The organism is Mesorhizobium sp. Cs1321R2N1 (assembly GCF_037179725.1).
Classification (GTDB): Bacteria; Pseudomonadota; Alphaproteobacteria; order Rhizobiales; family Rhizobiaceae; genus Mesorhizobium; species Mesorhizobium salmacidum.
Genome location: NZ_JAPYKP010000056.1, coordinates 17,873 through 33,097 on the forward strand (window position 1 = coordinate 17,873; position 15,225 = coordinate 33,097).

Below are 15,225 nucleotides of genomic sequence, written 5' to 3' on the forward strand. Positions count from 1 at the left end.
CCCGTCTTGCTGCGAGCTTTCCGGCTTGGCTCAGGTTCGTTCCTTCAGGCTTCCCCGCACGGCCGCCGCCAAGCTGGCCATCGAGGTGAAGTGGTAGTCCGGCTTGGTGAAGCGTTCGGGCTCGATCGTGCCGCCATAGCCCTTCTGGGCGTGCCGGCGCTCGATCCAGCAATTGGTCATGCCAAGCGCCCGGGATATGCCGATGTCGTGGTGCTGGCTTTGCGCGACATGCAGGATGTCGTCCTTGCTGTCGCCGCGGGACGCCACGAAATCGAAAACTTTCTGGAAGAAGGCCGGGTCCGGTTTCTCGGTGCCTGTGTCGTCGGCGGTGAAGGTGGCGAAGAAGGGCGATCCGAGCTGCTTCTCGAAATGCTCCAGCGCCCAGCGCCGGGCATTGGTCATGGCGATTAGCTTGTGCGACTTCGCAAGGTCGGCCAATGCCGTCGCGCTGTCGGGGAAGCCTTTCCAGACACTGGCCGAATCCCGCAGGCGAATACCATATTTCTCTTCGGTCGGCAGGCCGAGCCGCGGCGCGATGATCATGTAGACGCGCACGAGATCGTCCGGGAACAACCCCACCCCAGGCATGTAACGCGCCTGCCGATAGAGGGCGAGAGCCTCTTCGCCGTCGATCGAGACGCCGGCCTCGGCGGCAATGCCAGCCAGGCAGGTCGTTATGCCGCCTTCGAAGTCGATCAGCGTGCCGACCACATCGAAGGTCATGTATTTGAATTCGCTAAAGCCCCTGGCCAAGACTGGCTCTCCTCTGCGCGCTGCCGAATTGCATGTGCTGAACAGAACAAAATTCCGTGCTGCCCGGGGCGTCGGCTGTTTCTGAAGGCCCGGAAATCGGGCTTTCTGGCCTTGTCTTAACTGCAGTCTGGCACTTCCCCCGCGCTGGATTCGCCGAAAAGGCGCAAGTGCGCGGCACAAAATTGCGAAATCGTCTGCCCCGGCGATATTTCGAGATGCGAAAAGTTCGTCGCTCGTCATGCCATGGCCTGGCGGACGTCTGGATCGTCCAGCGTCTGGTCAAGAGTTCGGCGCGTGCGCTCGATGATCGCATCGATATCGCTGTCGGTACAGCAGAGCGGCGGCGCATAGCCGAGGACCCCTTGCGCGAAGGCACGGATGATGAGGCCATTGTCCCACGCCCTGTCGAAGACCCGCCGCGCCGGCATGGCCGACGCGGGAAGCGGTGTTTTCTTCTGCTTGTCGGTCACCAGTTCGACCGCTGCAAGCATGCCGCGGCCGCGCACCTCGCCGACGAGCGGATGGTCGCTCAGGCTGTTCAATCCCGCCATCAGGCGTGCGCCGGCCCTGATGCCGTTCTCCAAAAGCCCATTTTCATAGAGCCTCAACACCTCAAGCGCGACGGCGGCGCTGACCGGATGGGCGGAGTAGGTGTAGCCGTGGCCGACCGCCGAAGCGCCCGCGCCGTCGGCGATCACGTCGTAGACATGATCGGCCATGAACACCGCGCCCATCGGAACATAGCCCGAGGTCAGGCCCTTCGCCGTCGTCATGAAATCGGGAACGATGTACTCCTCAGTGCAGGCGAACAGTGGTCCCGTGCGGCCGAATCCGGTGATCACCTCGTCGGCGACGAACAGGATGCCGTATTCCCGGCAAAGCTCGCGGATCGCCTTCATCCAGCCTTTCGGGGGAACGATGACACCGCCCGAGCCTTGGATCGGCTCGGCATAGAAGGCAGCGACGCGCTCTGGCCCAATTTCCTCGATCTTGATCTTCAGCGCGGCGAGCGAGGCTGCGATGATCGCGTTCCCGTCTTCGCCGACTGGATTTCGATAGGGATAGGGGGACGGGATCTTGTGCTGCCATTCGAAGGGGATGCCGAAGCCGGCGTGAAAAGCAGGCAGCGCGGTCAGGCCGGCGCCGACCACCGACGATCCGTGATAGCCCTGCTCGATCGAAATGAACTGGTCGCGCTGCGGCTCGCCCTTGGCGTTCCAGTAGTAGCGGACGAAACGGATCGTGCTGTCGACAGCGTCCGATCCGCCGAGCGTGAAATAGACGTGATTGAGATCCCCAGGCGCACGCTCGGCCAGTTCTGAGGCGAGGCGGATGGCCGGTTCCGAGCCGAGATCGAAATAGGCAGTGGCGTAGGGAAGTTCGCGCATCTGCCGTGCCGCCGCCTCGACGATGCTGTCATGACCGTAGCCTGCGTTGACACACCACAATCCTGCGAAACCGTCGACGAGCTGCTTGCCGGACGCATCGGTCACGGTCGCACCCTTTGCCGATTTCAGCACACGCACGCCAAGCGCCTCGTGGCCGCGATATGACGAAACCGGATGAATAAGATGGGCGCGGTCGAGTTCGATCAGGGAATTGGCGAGCATTGATACCTCCGGCTAGAGCATGATGCAGCAAAGCGTGAAGCGGTTTTCGGACGACATCATGCTCTATCCCTTTGATTTAGAGTCGGATTCAGACTTCGGATCGACTCGATCCGAAATCATCCGGCTCTAGCCGAGTGCCTGGTTGGCGAGTGCGTAAACTTTTGGCCGTGCCCGTGCCGCGTCCGGCCTGGACGGACGGTCCATGGTCACGCCACCGCCGACATGGGCGAGGCCGATTTCCGTGAGCCAGTCGGCGATGCCGGTCCTGCTGTCGGTATCCACGCGCAGGAAGACACCGGGGCGCGACGCGGCGAAAAAGCTGATCAGGCCCTTGGCGTCCTCGACACTCCCGGCGATCACGGGGCCGATCACCTCGCCGCCTCCGAACGGGCGGATCGCCGCATAGGCCTCGATGGCGCCGTTGCGGCGGACGACGGCGAATTCCCCGCGCTCGGCAAGCGCATCGATCAGAGCTTCACGGTCCGCGCCATAGGCGTCGCGGTCCATCGCCTTGATTTCCGGCAGGTCGACAATGGCCGCGGCCTCCATCCCGGCAGGCGCATCAAGCTCCGCGACCTGGCCCTGATGCTGCAGGACCGTGCCGGAGGGCACAAAGCCCAGTTTCTCATAGAGAGGCATGCCGTCCCGCGTCGCGACAAGCCGCAATGGACGGTCTTTGGCAAGGGCGAAGGCCTTTTCCATCAGCCGGCGTCCCAGCCCCTTGCCTCGCATATTCCTGTCGACAATCACCATGTTGATCATGGCGCAATCATCGCCATAGGGCGTGACCAGGATGGTCCCGGTGACCTGGCCGTGGTCGTCGAGCGCGACCGCGCCGTTGGAGAGTTGCAACGCCATCTGCCAGTCCTGCGGACGATGCGGCCAATTCTCTTGGCGCGAAAGCGCGACGGCGCCCTCGATATGGTCCGGCCCGAACGCTCGGAGTTCGATCTCTTCCTGCTGCATGAGGCATCCTTCCGTCTGCCGTAAGTCTCGACCATCGGCGCGCCGCAGATCGTCTGAAGGCGCTGGCTTCGGCGGTATCATTCGCCGTAGCGCGAGCGGTGCGCCGCATCTTGTGCTGGCGCCGCCCGTGGCGGATGCATTTCAGGTCAAGGAAGGCGGGCTCATTGACCGTCGGGATGCTACAGCGTGCCAAACCAGCAGGCGGATACGAAACTTTCTGCTTTCGGGAAGGCTATTTCGGTCAGGTGGCTCGCCGCCCGCCGGCCTATGATGAAATACATCCCAACGCGGAAGTGCTTCCACTGGAGATCGACGGACATGGCTTCTTTCAGGCCCAAATACATCACCTTCGACTGCTATGGCACGTTGACCTTCTTCCAGATGGCGGAATCGGCGCGCGACCTCTATGGCAGCCGGCTCGACGAGCCGCGCATGCAGGAGTTCATCAAGAATTTCGCGGCATATCGGCTCGACGAGATCCTGGGCGACTGGAAGCCCTATGCTGACGTCGTCCACAATGCGCTCGAGCGCGCCTGCAAGCGCAATGGTGTTGTCTTCAATCCCGACGATGCCAAAATGGTCTATGAGCGTGTCCCGACCTGGGGACCGCATGCAGATGTTCCGGCGGGCCTGGCAAAGGTCGCCAAGGAAATTCCGCTGGTTATCCTCTCCAACGCCATGAACGCGCAGATCATGTCCAATGTTGAAAAGCTCGGCGCGCCCTTCCATGCTGTCTATACGGCCGAGCAGGCGCAGGCCTACAAGCCCCGCTTCAAGGCCTTCGAATACATGTTCGATAGGCTGGACTGCGGCCCGAAGGACATTCTTCACTGCTCGTCCTCGTTCCGCTACGACCTGATGTCGGCGCACGATCTCGGCATCAAGAACAAGGTCTGGGTCAACCGCGGTCACGAACCGGCCAACCCTTATTACGGCTATGTCGAGATATCGGACATTTCGGGCCTTCCAGGCGTGGTTGGTCTCTAAAACAGGCGGATTGCCGATGAAGCTGGTCTCCTACTGGCACGACACAGCCCCCGTATTTTCCGGCGCGGCGCAAGGCCCGGTCAAGGGGCACTACGATGCCGCCATCATCGGCGGCGGCTTCACCGGTCTCGCCGCGGCGCGCCAATTGGCGAAGGCCGGCGCCAAGGTGGCGGTGCTGGAAGCGGAGCGCGTGGGCTGGGGGGCATCCGGGCGCAATGGCGGGCATCTGAACAACGGGCTTGCCCATAGCTACCTCTCGGCCAAGGCGGAGCTCGGCAAGGAACGCGCGATCGCGCTCTACCGGGCGCTGGACGACTCCGTCGACACGATCGAGGCGCTGGTAGCCGAGGAAGGCATCGACTGCGACTTCCGTCGCGCCGGCAAGCTGAAGCTCGCCTCCAAGCCGCAGCATTTCGAAGCGATCGCCCGCAACTTCGAAGCTATCCACGCCGAGGTTGATCCGGATACGGCGCTGCTGTCGGTAGATGATCTGAAATCCGAGATCGGCTCGCCTTTCCATGGCGCGATGCTGTCGAAGAAGAGCGCCATGATGCATATGGGCCGCTATGTGGCCGGGCTGGCCGCTTCAGCCGCTCGCCACGGCGCTGTCATCTACGAGAACGCAGCGGTGACCGACCGCAAACAGGCCGGCAAGCGGCATGAACTGACCACCCCGCGTGGCCGCATCAGCGCCGACAATGTGCTGGTGGCGACTGGCGCCTATACCACGCCTAATTTCGGCTATTTCCGCCGCAGGATCATCTCCGTCGGCAGCTTCATTATCGCCACGCGGCCGTTGAGCGACGCCGAGACCGCCGCGATCATGCCGGGCAACCGCACTTGCGTGACCTCGATGAACATCGGCAACTACTTCCGGCTTTCGCCCGACAATCGCCTGATCTTCGGCGGCCGCGCACGCTTCTCGGCCACATCGGACCAGCGCTCCGACGCCAGGAGCGGCCAGATATTGCAGGCAAGCCTGGCCACGATCTTCCCGCAGCTCGCCACGGTCGAGATCGACTATTGCTGGGGCGGGCTGGTCGACATGACCAAGGACCGGTTCCCACGCGCCGGCTATCACGATGGAGTCTGGTACGCGATGGGCTATTCCGGCCACGGCGCGCAGTTTTCCACCCATCTCGGCATGGTCCTGGCCGATGCCATGCTCGGCCGCGACGATCGCAATCCGCTGAAAGGGCTCGAGTGGCCTGCCATCCCCGGCTATTCCGGCAAGCCCTGGTTCCTGCCGATGGTCGGACTCTACTACAAGGCGCTCGACCGGTTTCAGTGACCCTTTCGGCTAAGCCTAGCTTCAGCCTCAGCTGAGCCCGCCCATGTGAAAACTCTTCATCTCGAGGTATTCCTCGATGCCGGCCTGCGCCCCCTCGCGCCCAAGACCGGACTGTTTGACACCGCCGAAAGGCGCCACCTCCATCGAGACCGAGCCGGTGTTGAGGCCAACCATGCCGAACTCCAGCGCTTCGCCGACGCGCCAGGCGCGTTTCAAATTTTCAGTGTAGAAGTAAGAGGCAAGCCCGTAAGGCGTGCCGTTGGCGAGAGCGATCGCTTCTTCTTCCGTTTCGAAGCGGAAAAGCGGTGCGACCGGGCCGAATGTCTCCTCGTCGGCAAGCTGCATCTCGTTCGTGGCGCCGGTCAGCACCAGCGGCGCGACATATTGCAGGCCCTCCGGCAAAGCCGGCTTCTGCGTGATGATCTCGGCACCTTTGGCGAGCGCGTCCTCGACGTGGCGGTTGATCTTCTCGACCGCCGCCATGTTGATCATCGGCCCGATCGCGACGCCGGGCTGCGTGCCGGGGCCCACCGTCATGGCGTTGACACGGGCGGTGAGCTTCGCGGCGAAGGTTTCGTAGACTCCGGCTTGCACAAGGATGCGGTTGGCGCAGACGCAGGTCTGGCCGCCATTGCGGAATTTCGAGACGAGCGCGCCCTCGATGGCAAGGTCGAGGTCGGCATCGTCGAAAACGATGAAGGGCGCGTTGCCACCGAGTTCGAGACTCAAGCGCTTCACGCTGTCGGCCGCGCCGCGCATCAGCAGCGAACCGACCCGCGTCGAGCCGGTGAAGGATATCTTGCGCACCGTCTCGTTCGCCATGATCTCGTTGCCGATCTCGGCCGGCATGCCGGTGACGATGTTGATGACGCCGGCGGGTATACCCGCCCGTTCGGCGAGCACGCCGAGCGCCAGCGCCGAATAGGGCGTGAACTCGGACGGCTTGATCACTACCGTGCAGCCGGCGGCCAGCGCCGGCGCGACCTTGCGGGTGATCATCGCGTTGGGAAAGTTCCATGGCGTGATGATGCCGCAAACGCCTACCGGTTCCTTCAGGACGATGATGCGGCGGTCTGATGTGGGCGAGGGGATGGTGTGGCCGTTGATACGGCGCGCTTCCTCGGCAAACCATTTGACGAAGGATGCGCCGTAGCGGATCTCGCCCTTGGCTTCGTCCAGGGGCTTGCCCTGTTCCGTCGTCAGGATCAGCGCCAGATCGTCCAGATGCGCCAGCATCAGGCCATGCCATGCTTCCAGGAGCGCCGCGCGTTCGGCGTTGGTCTTCTTCCTCCAATCTCGGTAGGCGGAAGCCGCGGCCTCTATCGCCGCACGGGTCTCCGTACCGGCCATGTCGGGTACCGTGCCGATCGCCGACTGGGTCGCTGGGTCGAGCACATCGACCGTTTTGCCGGAGCCGGCAGTGACCCATCTACCGCCGATCAGACCGGCTTCGCGAAAGAGAGTTTTGTCCTTCAGGTTTTTCATCGAAAATGCCTTGCAATCAGGTGAGTGCTGCGACGACGGCCGCTGTGATGGCTTCCGTCCTGTCCTTCCCGGGGGTGGTTCCAATGCCGCGCGCGGTTGTCGCTTCGACCGCCTTCATGACGCGGCCGGCCGCAGCCGTTTCGCCGAGATGTTCGAGCATCATCGCACCGGACCATATGGTGGCGATCGGGTTGGCGATGCCCAGATGCGCGATGTCGGGCGCGGAGCCGTGCACCGGCTCGAACATGGACGGCGCCGAGCGGTCGGGGTTGATGTTGGCGGAGGCGGCGTAGCCGAGCCCGCCCTGGATCGCCGCGCCGATATCGGTGAGGATGTCGCCGAACAGGTTGGAGGCGACGACCACGTCGAGGCTCTCCGGCGCCATGATCATGCGCGCGGCCAGCGCGTCGACATGATAGCTGGTCACAGCGACGTCAGAGTACTCCGCAGCCAGCTTTCGCGTGATCTCGTCCCAGAACACCATCGAGTATTTCTGCGCGTTGGACTTGGTGACGGAGGCCAGCTTGCCGCGCCGTGTCCGCGCCTGCTCGAAGCCGAAGCGCAGGATGCGCTCGACGCCGGCGCAGGTGAAGATCGAGGTCTCCACGGCGACCTCGTCCAGAGTGCCTTGATGCACACGCCCGCCGGCGCCCGAATACTCGCCTTCGGTGTTCTCCCGAATGCACAATATGTCGAAACTCTCGGCCCGCAGCGGCCCCGTCACCCCCGGCAGCAGGCGGTGCGGCCGGATGTTGGCGTATTGCACGAATGCCTTGCGAATCGGCAGCAACAGGCTGTGGAGCGAGACGGAATCTGGCACCTCCGCCGGCCAGCCGACCGCGCCGAGAAGGATGGCGTCGAAGCTACGCAGGGTCTCGATGCCGTCTTCGGGCATCATGCGGCCGGTGTCCTTGTAGAACTTGCAGGACCAGGGGAAATCGGTTCCGGCCAAGGTAAAGCCGGCATATTTGGCCGCCGTCTGAAGCACGGACCAGGCGGCCCCGGTCACGTCGCGGCCGATGCCGTCACCGGGGATCAGGGCGATCGAATAGGACTTCATAGGCATCTCTCTAGAGGCTGATCAGGACGCTCTTGGTCCTGCGATTGGCAAGATAGGCCTCGCGGCCGAGGTCCTTGCCGATGCCGGAACGCTTGTAGCCGCCGGTCGGCAGGATATGGTCGCGCGAGCGGCTGTAACGGTTGACCCAGACGGTGCCCGCCTCAAGCTTGCGCGCGAAGCGGATGGTGCGGGACAGGTCGGAGGTGAACAGGCCGGAAGCCAGCCCGTAGGTCGAATGGCTGGACAGCGCCAGCGCCTCCTCCTCGGTCTCGAAGGTCTGCACCGTCAGGACCGGGCCGAAGATTTCCTCGACAATTGCAGGATTGGACTGGTCGACACCTGTAATCAGCGTCGGCTCGTAGAAATAGCCGGCGTGATCCATGGCATGGCCGCCAGTGAGGCATTCGCCGCCTGCCTCAACCGCGGCCCGCACGATGCCATCGATACGCGCCCGCTGCCCTTCGGAGATGATGGGGGAGTACTGTGTCGTCGCGTCCCAGGTCGGGCCGGGCCGCACCGCCTTCATCTTTCCCAGGATAGCGGCCGTCAGTCTTTCGGCGACGCTTTTCTCGACGATAAGGCGCGTGCCGGCCACGCAGGCCTGGCCCGCGTTGAAGGTGACGCTGCCGGCGATGGCCGTCGCCGCCTTGTCCAGATCGGCATCGGCAAAGACGATCTGCGGGCTCTTGCCACCGAGTTCCAGCGTCATCGGCTTGACGCCGGTGCGGGCGACATTCTCCATGATGGCCGATCCGGCGCGGGTCGAGCCGGTGAAGGAGACCTTGGCGATCTCGGGATGGCCGGTCAGCGCCGTGCCGGTCGTCGGACCGTCTCCCAGCACGACGTTTATGAGCCCTGCGGGCAGGCCAGCTTTAACGGCGAGTTGCGCCATATAGACTGCCGAAAAGGGCGTCATTTCCGACGGCTTCAGCATGACCGCGTTGCCCGCGGCCAATGCCGGACCCAGCTTCCATCCAGCCATCGAGATCGGAAAATTCCAGGGCGTGATCGCGCCGACCACGCCATAGGGCTCGCTCATGATCATGCCGAGACTGCCGTCGTCGGTCGGCGCCAAATCGTCGCCTTCCTTGTCGGCGAATTCGGCAAAGAAACGGATCTGCTCGGCGGTAATGGCGATGTCGCCGGCGACGAGTTGGCCGACGGGCCGCGTCGAGCACAGCGCCTCGATCCTGGCCAGCGTTGCCGCTTCCGCTTCGATCAGATCGGCCCAGGCCTGGAGTGCCTTGGTGCGCTCGCGTGGCCGGACGCCGCCCCAGTTGCTGGCCTTCAGCGCAGCCTTGGCGCTCTCCACCGCACGATCGACCATGTCTATGCCGGCCACGGGACAGGCAACATATGATTTGCCGTCCGACGGGCGGCGCATCTCGATTCCGCCCTCAGCCGGAATCAACTCCCTGCCGATGAAATGGCCGACGGGAAGGGGGATTATATCGGGATCGAAGCTCAGGCTCATCGACAACCACTCTACGGCATCGGCAGGAGCCTAGCGTGTGCCGGCACGCAGCATGCGCTGTTCGGCGTTCCGCCACCGACGAATGTTGTGTGCTGAGTGAGGGGGACGGCAAAATCTTCCGCGGGCCAGCACCTCGCTCGGATCCTGTCATCCCACGGTGACGTAGATCTTGCGCACCGTTTCGATCGTTTTCCAAATACCGGTGAAGCCAGGCTTCATCACGAAGCTGTCGCCGGCGCGGTAGGTCATCGTCACGCCGGCATCGGGCGTGATTTCGATCACGCCGGAGAGGATGTGGCAGAACTCGAATGTCTCGCCCTTGATTGAGCGCGTCTCGCCTGGGGTCGCTTCCCAGACGCCTGTATGGATGTCCCTGGTGACGTCCTGCGCCCAGGTCTTGAAGGCAGGGTCGCCGGCAATCAGCCGCTCACGCAATGCCTTGGATTCGCGCGGCGAAAAGCTTGGGTCGGTATCGACGGTCTTGAGCAGGGACAAAGGATGGCCTTTCTGGTTGGACTTCAATAACCGCGCGACCGGTCGACAAGCCCGATCGGCTGGAGACCGGAGCGGTGGCGACAGATATTGTCGATGACGGCCCGTGCGGCGGTCGCGGGCTGGGTGACGCTGGCGACATGCGGGGTGAGGATGATCTTCGGATGCGACCAGAACGGATGGCCCGTGGGCAGCGGTTCGGGATCGGTCACATCAATCATCGCTGCGGAGAGGTGGTTGCTGTCGAGCGCGGCGACGAGCGCTTCGTGGTCGAGCTGCAGCCCCCGACCCGTGTGAATGAGCGCCGCGCCTTGGGGCAGTTTCGCGAACAGGTTGGCATCGAGGAAGCTGCGGGTGTCCTCGGTCAGCGGCAGCAGGCAGATCAATATGTCGCTGGCCGTGAGCATTCTCTCCAGCCCGATCTCGCCGTCATGGCAGGTCACCCCTTCGATTTGCCGCGGCGAGCGGCTCCAGCCGGCGAGCGGAAACCCGAACGGTTTCAGTCGGTCCAGGACGGCCTGGCCGAGCTGCCCGAGGCCGAGCACGCCGATCCGACGCGACCCGGCCTGCAGCTGTGGGATGTCGCGCCATTCGCCGGCGCGCTGCTGCGCCAGATATCCGGGGAGGTTGCGATGCAGGGCGAGGACGGCCAGCGTCACATACTCCTGCATCATGCGCACGATGCCTTCCTCGATCGTACGCACGATCTTCACCTGTTCAGGCACTGTATCGAGGCGGAACTGGTCCACGCCGGCGCCAATGGAAAACAGGATCTCCAGGTTCCTGTAGCGTGCGAGGTCTTCTGGCGCGGTCCAGGTAATGAAATAGCGCACGGCGTCGGGATCGACCGTTGCGGCATCCATAGTGAAGGGGACGTCCGGGAGTTCTTTGGCGAAGGCATCGGCGAAGACCGCCCCACGCCGCGCATCGGAATTGAACAGGAATGTCATTCCGGTGCTCCTTCAAGCCGCGCAACGCGCGCCCAGCGCTTCGATCATCCGCTGGCAAGCCGTGAGTTCGCTCGCGAGAATATATTCGTCCGGCTTGTGGGCGCGGGCAATGTCGCCCGGGCCGCAGATGATCGCGTCGAAGCCGGCAGCCTGGTAGAGCCCGGCCTCCGTGCCGTAGCTGACGGCGGCAAGCGGCGCTTCGCCGGTCAACTCGCCCAGCAGTGCCGCCAGGCTCGCGTCTTGCGGCAGCGATAGCGCCGGATAGGCGCTCATTGGCGCCCACTCTATCCGAAAGCCTCCGGCCGCAAGTGCTTCGGCCCGCGCCTTGACCGGCGCGAGCAGGCTGGCGGGGTCGACACCGGGTATGGCACGCGCCTCGAGGTCCAGCGTGCAGCTGTCGGGGATGATGTTGACCGACTGTCCGCCCGCGATCACGCCGGCCTGCAGCGAAGAATAGGCTGGCTCGAAGACAGGGTCGAAAGGACCATGCGTCAGCCGCTCGGCTTCACTCACGGCAGCGCCCAGCGCGTCGGACATCGCATGGATCGCGTTGAGCCCGAGGTCCGGCCGTGAGGAATGGCCTGCCCGTCCCTTGATGGTCACGCGGGCGGCCGCCTTGCCCTTGTGGCCGAGCACGGCGCGCATGCCGCTCGGCTCGCCGACGATGACGCCGAGCGGCTTTGCGCAAAGGTGGGAAAGCCGGGCGATGAGATGCGGCACACCGCGGCATCCTACCTCCTCGTCGTAGGAGAAGGCGAGGTGGATCGGTCTAGTCAGGCGCTGGCCCGCTATATGAGGTACAGCCGCGAGCGCCGCGGCAAGAAACCCCTTCATGTCCGTGGTGCCGCGTCCGTAAAGGCGTTCGCCGTCCCGGCGCAGCGTAAAAGGAGCAGAGGTCCATTGCGGCTCGCCAGCGGGAACGACGTCCATGTGGCCAGACAAAATGTAGCCCGGGACGTCGGCGGGGCCGATCGTTGCGAAAAGATTGGTGCGGTCGCCTTCCGGTCCTGGGAGCAGGGTAACCTTCGCTCCTTTTTCCGCGAGATAGGCCTCGATCCAGCCTGCGATGTCATCGTTTGGCTTGCCGGCGACCGATGGAAAGCCGACGAGACGGTCAAGGATACCGAAGACGTCCATTCCTGCCCTCAAAACATTTGGGTGCGCCGGATTGGTGCCGTCGACCATAAGCTGCAACAATTCGAAGGAGGATGTGCGCCTTCTTTCGCGATTGCGTGCCGAAAGCGGAAGTGTTTCAGTTGAATCTTGCGTTGGTGCGCGGCTTTCTAGCAAATCGTATCGATGGTTTGTTTTAGCGTTGGCAGGAGCATGGGTGGCCTGTGTGTCGCTCGTTACGCGGTCTTTCAGAGGCATGGAATTGAAGCCGTCCGGAAGCTTGAAAATCGATGCCTTCTCGATGCGGATCGGCGACATCGAAGGCGTCGAACTCGACCGGTTGCACGCGCACTCTCTATCCGTGGGATGGCCGCATCGCGCCGAGGACTGGCAATTCCTGCGCGAATCGGGACGGGGGTTCGTTGCGCTCGACGAGATCGGCCGGGTGCTCGGCTCGGCCATGTGGTTCCCGCATGGCGACGATTTCGCGACCGTAGGGATGGTCATCACCTCGCCGCGGCTGCAGACGCTGGGAGCCGGCCAGTGGCTGATGAAGCGGGTCTTCGACAACGTGGTCGGGCGCGACTTGCGCCTCAATGCGACCCGAGCGGCAAAACGGCTCTATCTTTCGCTCGACTTCAAGCCGGAGAAGACCGTCTATCACTGCCATGGGATCGCCCGCGCCGCCACGGCGGCTGGAATAGACAGGGAGTGTAGCGAGGTGCGTCGGCTGGTGGCTGAGCACTTGCCGGCGATCATCGCGCTCGATGCGGTCGGTTTCGGAGTGCATAGAGCGGCACTTGTCGAAAAGCTGTTCGAACAATCTGTTGGCTACGGGCTCTTCGGCGAGGGCGCGCTCAAGGCCTTCGCTCTCTGCCGGCCCTTCGGCCGCGGCCATGTCATCGGTCCGGTCCTAGCGGAGCGAGATACCGATGCCATCGCAGTGGTCCGGCCGCACATCGCCGATCATTCGGGCAGTTTCCTCCGGGTGGACACGCATATGGGAAGCGGCGAATTCGCCGCCTTTCTGGCGCACAGCGGAATGCCGGTCTTCGACACGGTGCTGACCATGTCGATGGGCAAACGCCTCGCCGATTTTGCGGCCGACGGTGCAGCTACACCGGTAACCTATGCTCTGGCCAGTCAAACTCTCGGATAGGTCAGCCGAGGATGCGGACGGGCTCCGCACCATCTGCTAACCGGGAAAAGGTGTCCAGGGCGTGCATTTCACCTCGAACAGGACCGCGTTCAGCCCGGCGCCGCGTAAGAAGCCGGATAAGGCCCTCCCGCATCGATCCGGATACCACCGGCACCGCGTCAGGCTACAATCGACATAGCCGCCCCATGCGTGATCGATTGTTGATGGAAGGCTACTGTCGCGGCCGTGACTTTGCTTCAACATTTAACTATTAACTGTTTTGCAAATGCGACGTTGACGTTTGCAGCGTCATAGGGTTAATAATCTCCTAATATAAGCATCTTCTAAAATCTCTTGATCGGAAACCGACGTTTTAGACGATGCAATGGGTAGGGAGACGTAGCGCAGCGACCAACGTCGTCGCAGCCGCCATTTGCGATCATCATCCGCTAGCTCCAGCCGGCTCTTCTTGCCCGGCAGGCTCGCTGATGATGCACTGCACTTCACTTCCAACCCAGTTGTGCGCCTATCTTTGGGATCGATGCTCGGACAGAGCGTGGTCGAACAAGACTAGCAACAAACAGGCGTAGGGGCGTCTGTCACAGAAAAACAGGGGGTTGAAAAATGGCTACTCAGGTCACCGGTGCCGGCGGTACCACGACGTCGTTCTCCAATACACCGCAGGCGCAGGACGACACGTTCGCCAGCAACACGACAGGGCTCACTGAGGATATTCTCCAAACCGTCTTCCTGAGTGTGATGGCCAACGATCTCGGCGGGAACGCCAAGACCCTCTGGTCAATCGACAATGGCATCAATAATACAGGCGCGATGGGTGGATACATCGCCGGTGATTTGCTGACACAAGACTTGGCACGGATTGAAGCTGCCAACTCCGAGACGAGTTACAACGGCGCGAAGATCTGGATTACGTCCGATGGACGCGTGGGATATGACGCGACTACCTTGTCAGCGGCTTTCAAGGCGCAGTTACAGGGCTTAAGTGCAGGCCAGTACCTAACCGACAGCTTCATCTACTCGATCCGGCTCGGTAATGGCACGCTCAGCTGGGCGACCGCGACGGTACAATTCGCCGGCACCAACGACGCCGCGGTGATTTCCGGGGTGGTTACGGGTTCAGTGATCGAGGCCGGCGGCGTGGGCAACGCCATTGCCGGGACGCCGACGGCGAGCGGCACGCTGACGGACACCGACGTCGACAACACGCCCAATACGTTCCAGGCGGTCGCTGCCGGAGCCGTCAGCGATCATAGCTACGGCACCTACCAAATGACCACCGGTGGTGTCTGGACCTTTACGCTCAACAATAGCAATGCGACGGTGCAGGGGCTCAACGCCGGCCAGCACCTCACCGAGACTTTTACCGTGCACACACAAGATGGCACGGCCCAGGTGGTGACGATTGACATCACCGGCAAGAATGACGCCGCCGTGGTTTCGGGCGCCATTGGTGGCACGGTTGTGGAAGCCGGCGGTGCTATCAACGGTGTCCCGACCGTGAGCGGTACGCTCACGGATACCGACGTCGACAATCCAGCGAATACGTTCCAGGCGGTTGCTGCAGGCGGGGCAACGGACCACGGCTACGGCACCTTTGCGATGACCGCTGCTGGCAATTGGACCTACACGCTCGACAACACCAATATTGCAGTCCAGGAGCTCAATGCAGGCGATCATTTGACCGACACATTCACGGTTCTAACCGCAGACGGGACAGCACAGGTAGTAACAATCACTATCAACGGTATTACTGACAATGCCACGGTCAACCTGAGCGCCTCGACGGTCGCCGAGGGGGCGGTCGCCAACTACGTGTTCACGGCGACGCTGTCGGATGCCTCGCAGGGCGTCACCACGATCACCACCGACCAGGGCATCATCACCA

The 15,225-nt window shown here is 62.9% G+C and carries 14 protein-coding genes; 4 read left to right on the forward strand and 10 right to left on the reverse strand.

Translation table 11 applies throughout. The features are described 5' to 3' along the window. Positions 1 to 30: 30 nt before the first annotated feature. The 4 genes from O7A61_RS16230 to O7A61_RS16245 form a co-directional block, all read right to left on the reverse strand. A complete protein-coding gene (locus O7A61_RS16230) occupies positions 31 to 723 on the reverse strand; it encodes an HAD-IA family hydrolase (RefSeq protein ID WP_442921078.1) in 693 nt (230 codons plus the stop codon). A 266-nt stretch (positions 724 to 989) separates the two neighbouring features. After that, a complete protein-coding gene (locus tag O7A61_RS16235; RefSeq protein WP_337130630.1) occupies positions 990 to 2,363 on the reverse strand; it encodes an aspartate aminotransferase family protein in 1,374 nt (457 codons plus the stop codon). Between the two features lie 126 nt (positions 2,364 to 2,489). Next, a complete protein-coding gene (locus O7A61_RS16240; protein WP_337130631.1) occupies positions 2,490 to 3,329 on the reverse strand; it encodes a GNAT family N-acetyltransferase in 840 nt (279 codons plus the stop codon). 179 nt (positions 3,330 to 3,508) lie between these two features. Next, positions 3,509 to 3,649, reverse strand: coding sequence for a hypothetical protein (locus O7A61_RS16245; protein WP_198028847.1), 141 nt, complete (start codon positions 3,647 to 3,649; stop codon positions 3,509 to 3,511). Between O7A61_RS16245 and O7A61_RS16250 the strand changes: the two genes are divergently transcribed. Both O7A61_RS16250 and O7A61_RS16255 read left to right on the forward strand, forming a co-directional pair. After that, positions 3,648 to 4,316, forward strand: coding sequence for a haloacid dehalogenase type II (locus O7A61_RS16250; protein WP_337130632.1), 669 nt, complete (start codon positions 3,648 to 3,650; stop codon positions 4,314 to 4,316). The genes O7A61_RS16245 and O7A61_RS16250 overlap by 2 nt on opposite strands. Before the next feature lie 16 nt (positions 4,317 to 4,332). Further along, positions 4,333 to 5,607 carry an NAD(P)/FAD-dependent oxidoreductase gene (locus tag O7A61_RS16255; RefSeq protein ID WP_337130633.1) on the forward strand — a complete coding sequence of 425 codons (1,275 nt, stop codon included), beginning with the start codon at positions 4,333 to 4,335 and terminating at the stop codon, positions 5,605 to 5,607. Positions 5,608 to 5,634: 27 nt separating this feature from the next. Here the strand turns inward: O7A61_RS16255 and O7A61_RS16260 are convergent, their stop codons facing one another. The 6 genes from O7A61_RS16260 to argE all read right to left on the reverse strand — a co-directional run bounded on the left by O7A61_RS16260 (position 5,635) and on the right by argE (position 12,205). Further along, entirely contained in the window at positions 5,635 to 7,092 is a 1,458-nt protein-coding gene (locus O7A61_RS16260) for an NAD-dependent succinate-semialdehyde dehydrogenase (RefSeq protein WP_337130634.1), read from the reverse strand. A gap of 16 nt (positions 7,093 to 7,108) precedes the next feature. After that, positions 7,109 to 8,152 (reverse strand): tartrate dehydrogenase, encoded by a 1,044-nt coding sequence (locus O7A61_RS16265; RefSeq protein ID WP_337130636.1) that lies wholly within the window; start codon positions 8,150 to 8,152, stop codon positions 7,109 to 7,111. Positions 8,153 to 8,162: 10 nt separating this feature from the next. Further along, positions 8,163 to 9,626: an aldehyde dehydrogenase family protein gene (locus O7A61_RS16270; RefSeq protein ID WP_337130637.1), complete on the reverse strand. Its 1,464-nt coding sequence runs from the start codon at positions 9,624 to 9,626 to the stop codon at positions 8,163 to 8,165. Between the two features lie 147 nt (positions 9,627 to 9,773). Continuing rightward, the gene (locus O7A61_RS16275) at positions 9,774 to 10,121 is read right to left on the reverse strand and encodes a cupin domain-containing protein (protein WP_027146126.1); all 348 of its coding nucleotides are present in this window, start codon (positions 10,119 to 10,121) and stop codon (positions 9,774 to 9,776) included. A gap of 23 nt (positions 10,122 to 10,144) precedes the next feature. Continuing rightward, positions 10,145 to 11,068 (reverse strand): 2-hydroxyacid dehydrogenase, encoded by a 924-nt coding sequence (locus O7A61_RS16280; RefSeq protein ID WP_337130638.1) that lies wholly within the window; start codon positions 11,066 to 11,068, stop codon positions 10,145 to 10,147. A gap of 12 nt (positions 11,069 to 11,080) precedes the next feature. Further along, entirely contained in the window at positions 11,081 to 12,205 is a 1,125-nt protein-coding gene (gene argE, locus O7A61_RS16285; protein WP_337130639.1) for an acetylornithine deacetylase, read from the reverse strand. Positions 12,206 to 12,437: 232 nt separating this feature from the next. Here argE and O7A61_RS16290 point away from each other — a divergent pair, with 232 nt between their 5' ends. Next, positions 12,438 to 13,340, forward strand: a complete 903-nt coding sequence (locus tag O7A61_RS16290) for a GNAT family N-acetyltransferase (protein ID WP_337130642.1) — start codon at positions 12,438 to 12,440, stop codon at positions 13,338 to 13,340. Between the two features lie 603 nt (positions 13,341 to 13,943). After that, positions 13,944 to 15,225, forward strand: a 1,282-nt coding sequence (locus tag O7A61_RS16295; RefSeq protein WP_337130640.1) for a VCBS domain-containing protein, incomplete at its 3' end; no start/stop codon positions are given.

Coding starts and splice junctions, on each gene's coding strand:
- O7A61_RS16280 (WP_337130638.1), bottom strand. CDS start 11,068: ATGACATTCCTGTTCAATTCCGATGCGCGGCGTGGGGCGGTCTTCGCC.
- O7A61_RS16240 (WP_337130631.1), bottom strand. CDS start 3,329: ATGCAGCAGGAAGAGATCGAACTCCGAGCGTTCGGGCCGGACCATATC.
- O7A61_RS16270 (WP_337130637.1), bottom strand. CDS start 9,626: ATGAGCCTGAGCTTCGATCCCGATATAATCCCCCTTCCCGTCGGCCAT.
- O7A61_RS16250 (WP_337130632.1), top strand. CDS start 3,648: ATGGCTTCTTTCAGGCCCAAATACATCACCTTCGACTGCTATGGCACG.
- O7A61_RS16255 (WP_337130633.1), top strand. CDS start 4,333: ATGAAGCTGGTCTCCTACTGGCACGACACAGCCCCCGTATTTTCCGGC.
- argE (WP_337130639.1), bottom strand. CDS start 12,205: ATGGACGTCTTCGGTATCCTTGACCGTCTCGTCGGCTTTCCATCGGTC.
- O7A61_RS16245 (WP_198028847.1), bottom strand. CDS start 3,649: ATGTCCGTCGATCTCCAGTGGAAGCACTTCCGCGTTGGGATGTATTTC.
- O7A61_RS16290 (WP_337130642.1), top strand. CDS start 12,438: ATGGAATTGAAGCCGTCCGGAAGCTTGAAAATCGATGCCTTCTCGATG.
- O7A61_RS16260 (WP_337130634.1), bottom strand. CDS start 7,092: ATGAAAAACCTGAAGGACAAAACTCTCTTTCGCGAAGCCGGTCTGATC.
- O7A61_RS16235 (WP_337130630.1), bottom strand. CDS start 2,363: ATGCTCGCCAATTCCCTGATCGAACTCGACCGCGCCCATCTTATTCAT.
- O7A61_RS16265 (WP_337130636.1), bottom strand. CDS start 8,152: ATGAAGTCCTATTCGATCGCCCTGATCCCCGGTGACGGCATCGGCCGC.
- O7A61_RS16230 (WP_442921078.1), bottom strand. CDS start 723: ATGACCTTCGATGTGGTCGGCACGCTGATCGACTTCGAAGGCGGCATA.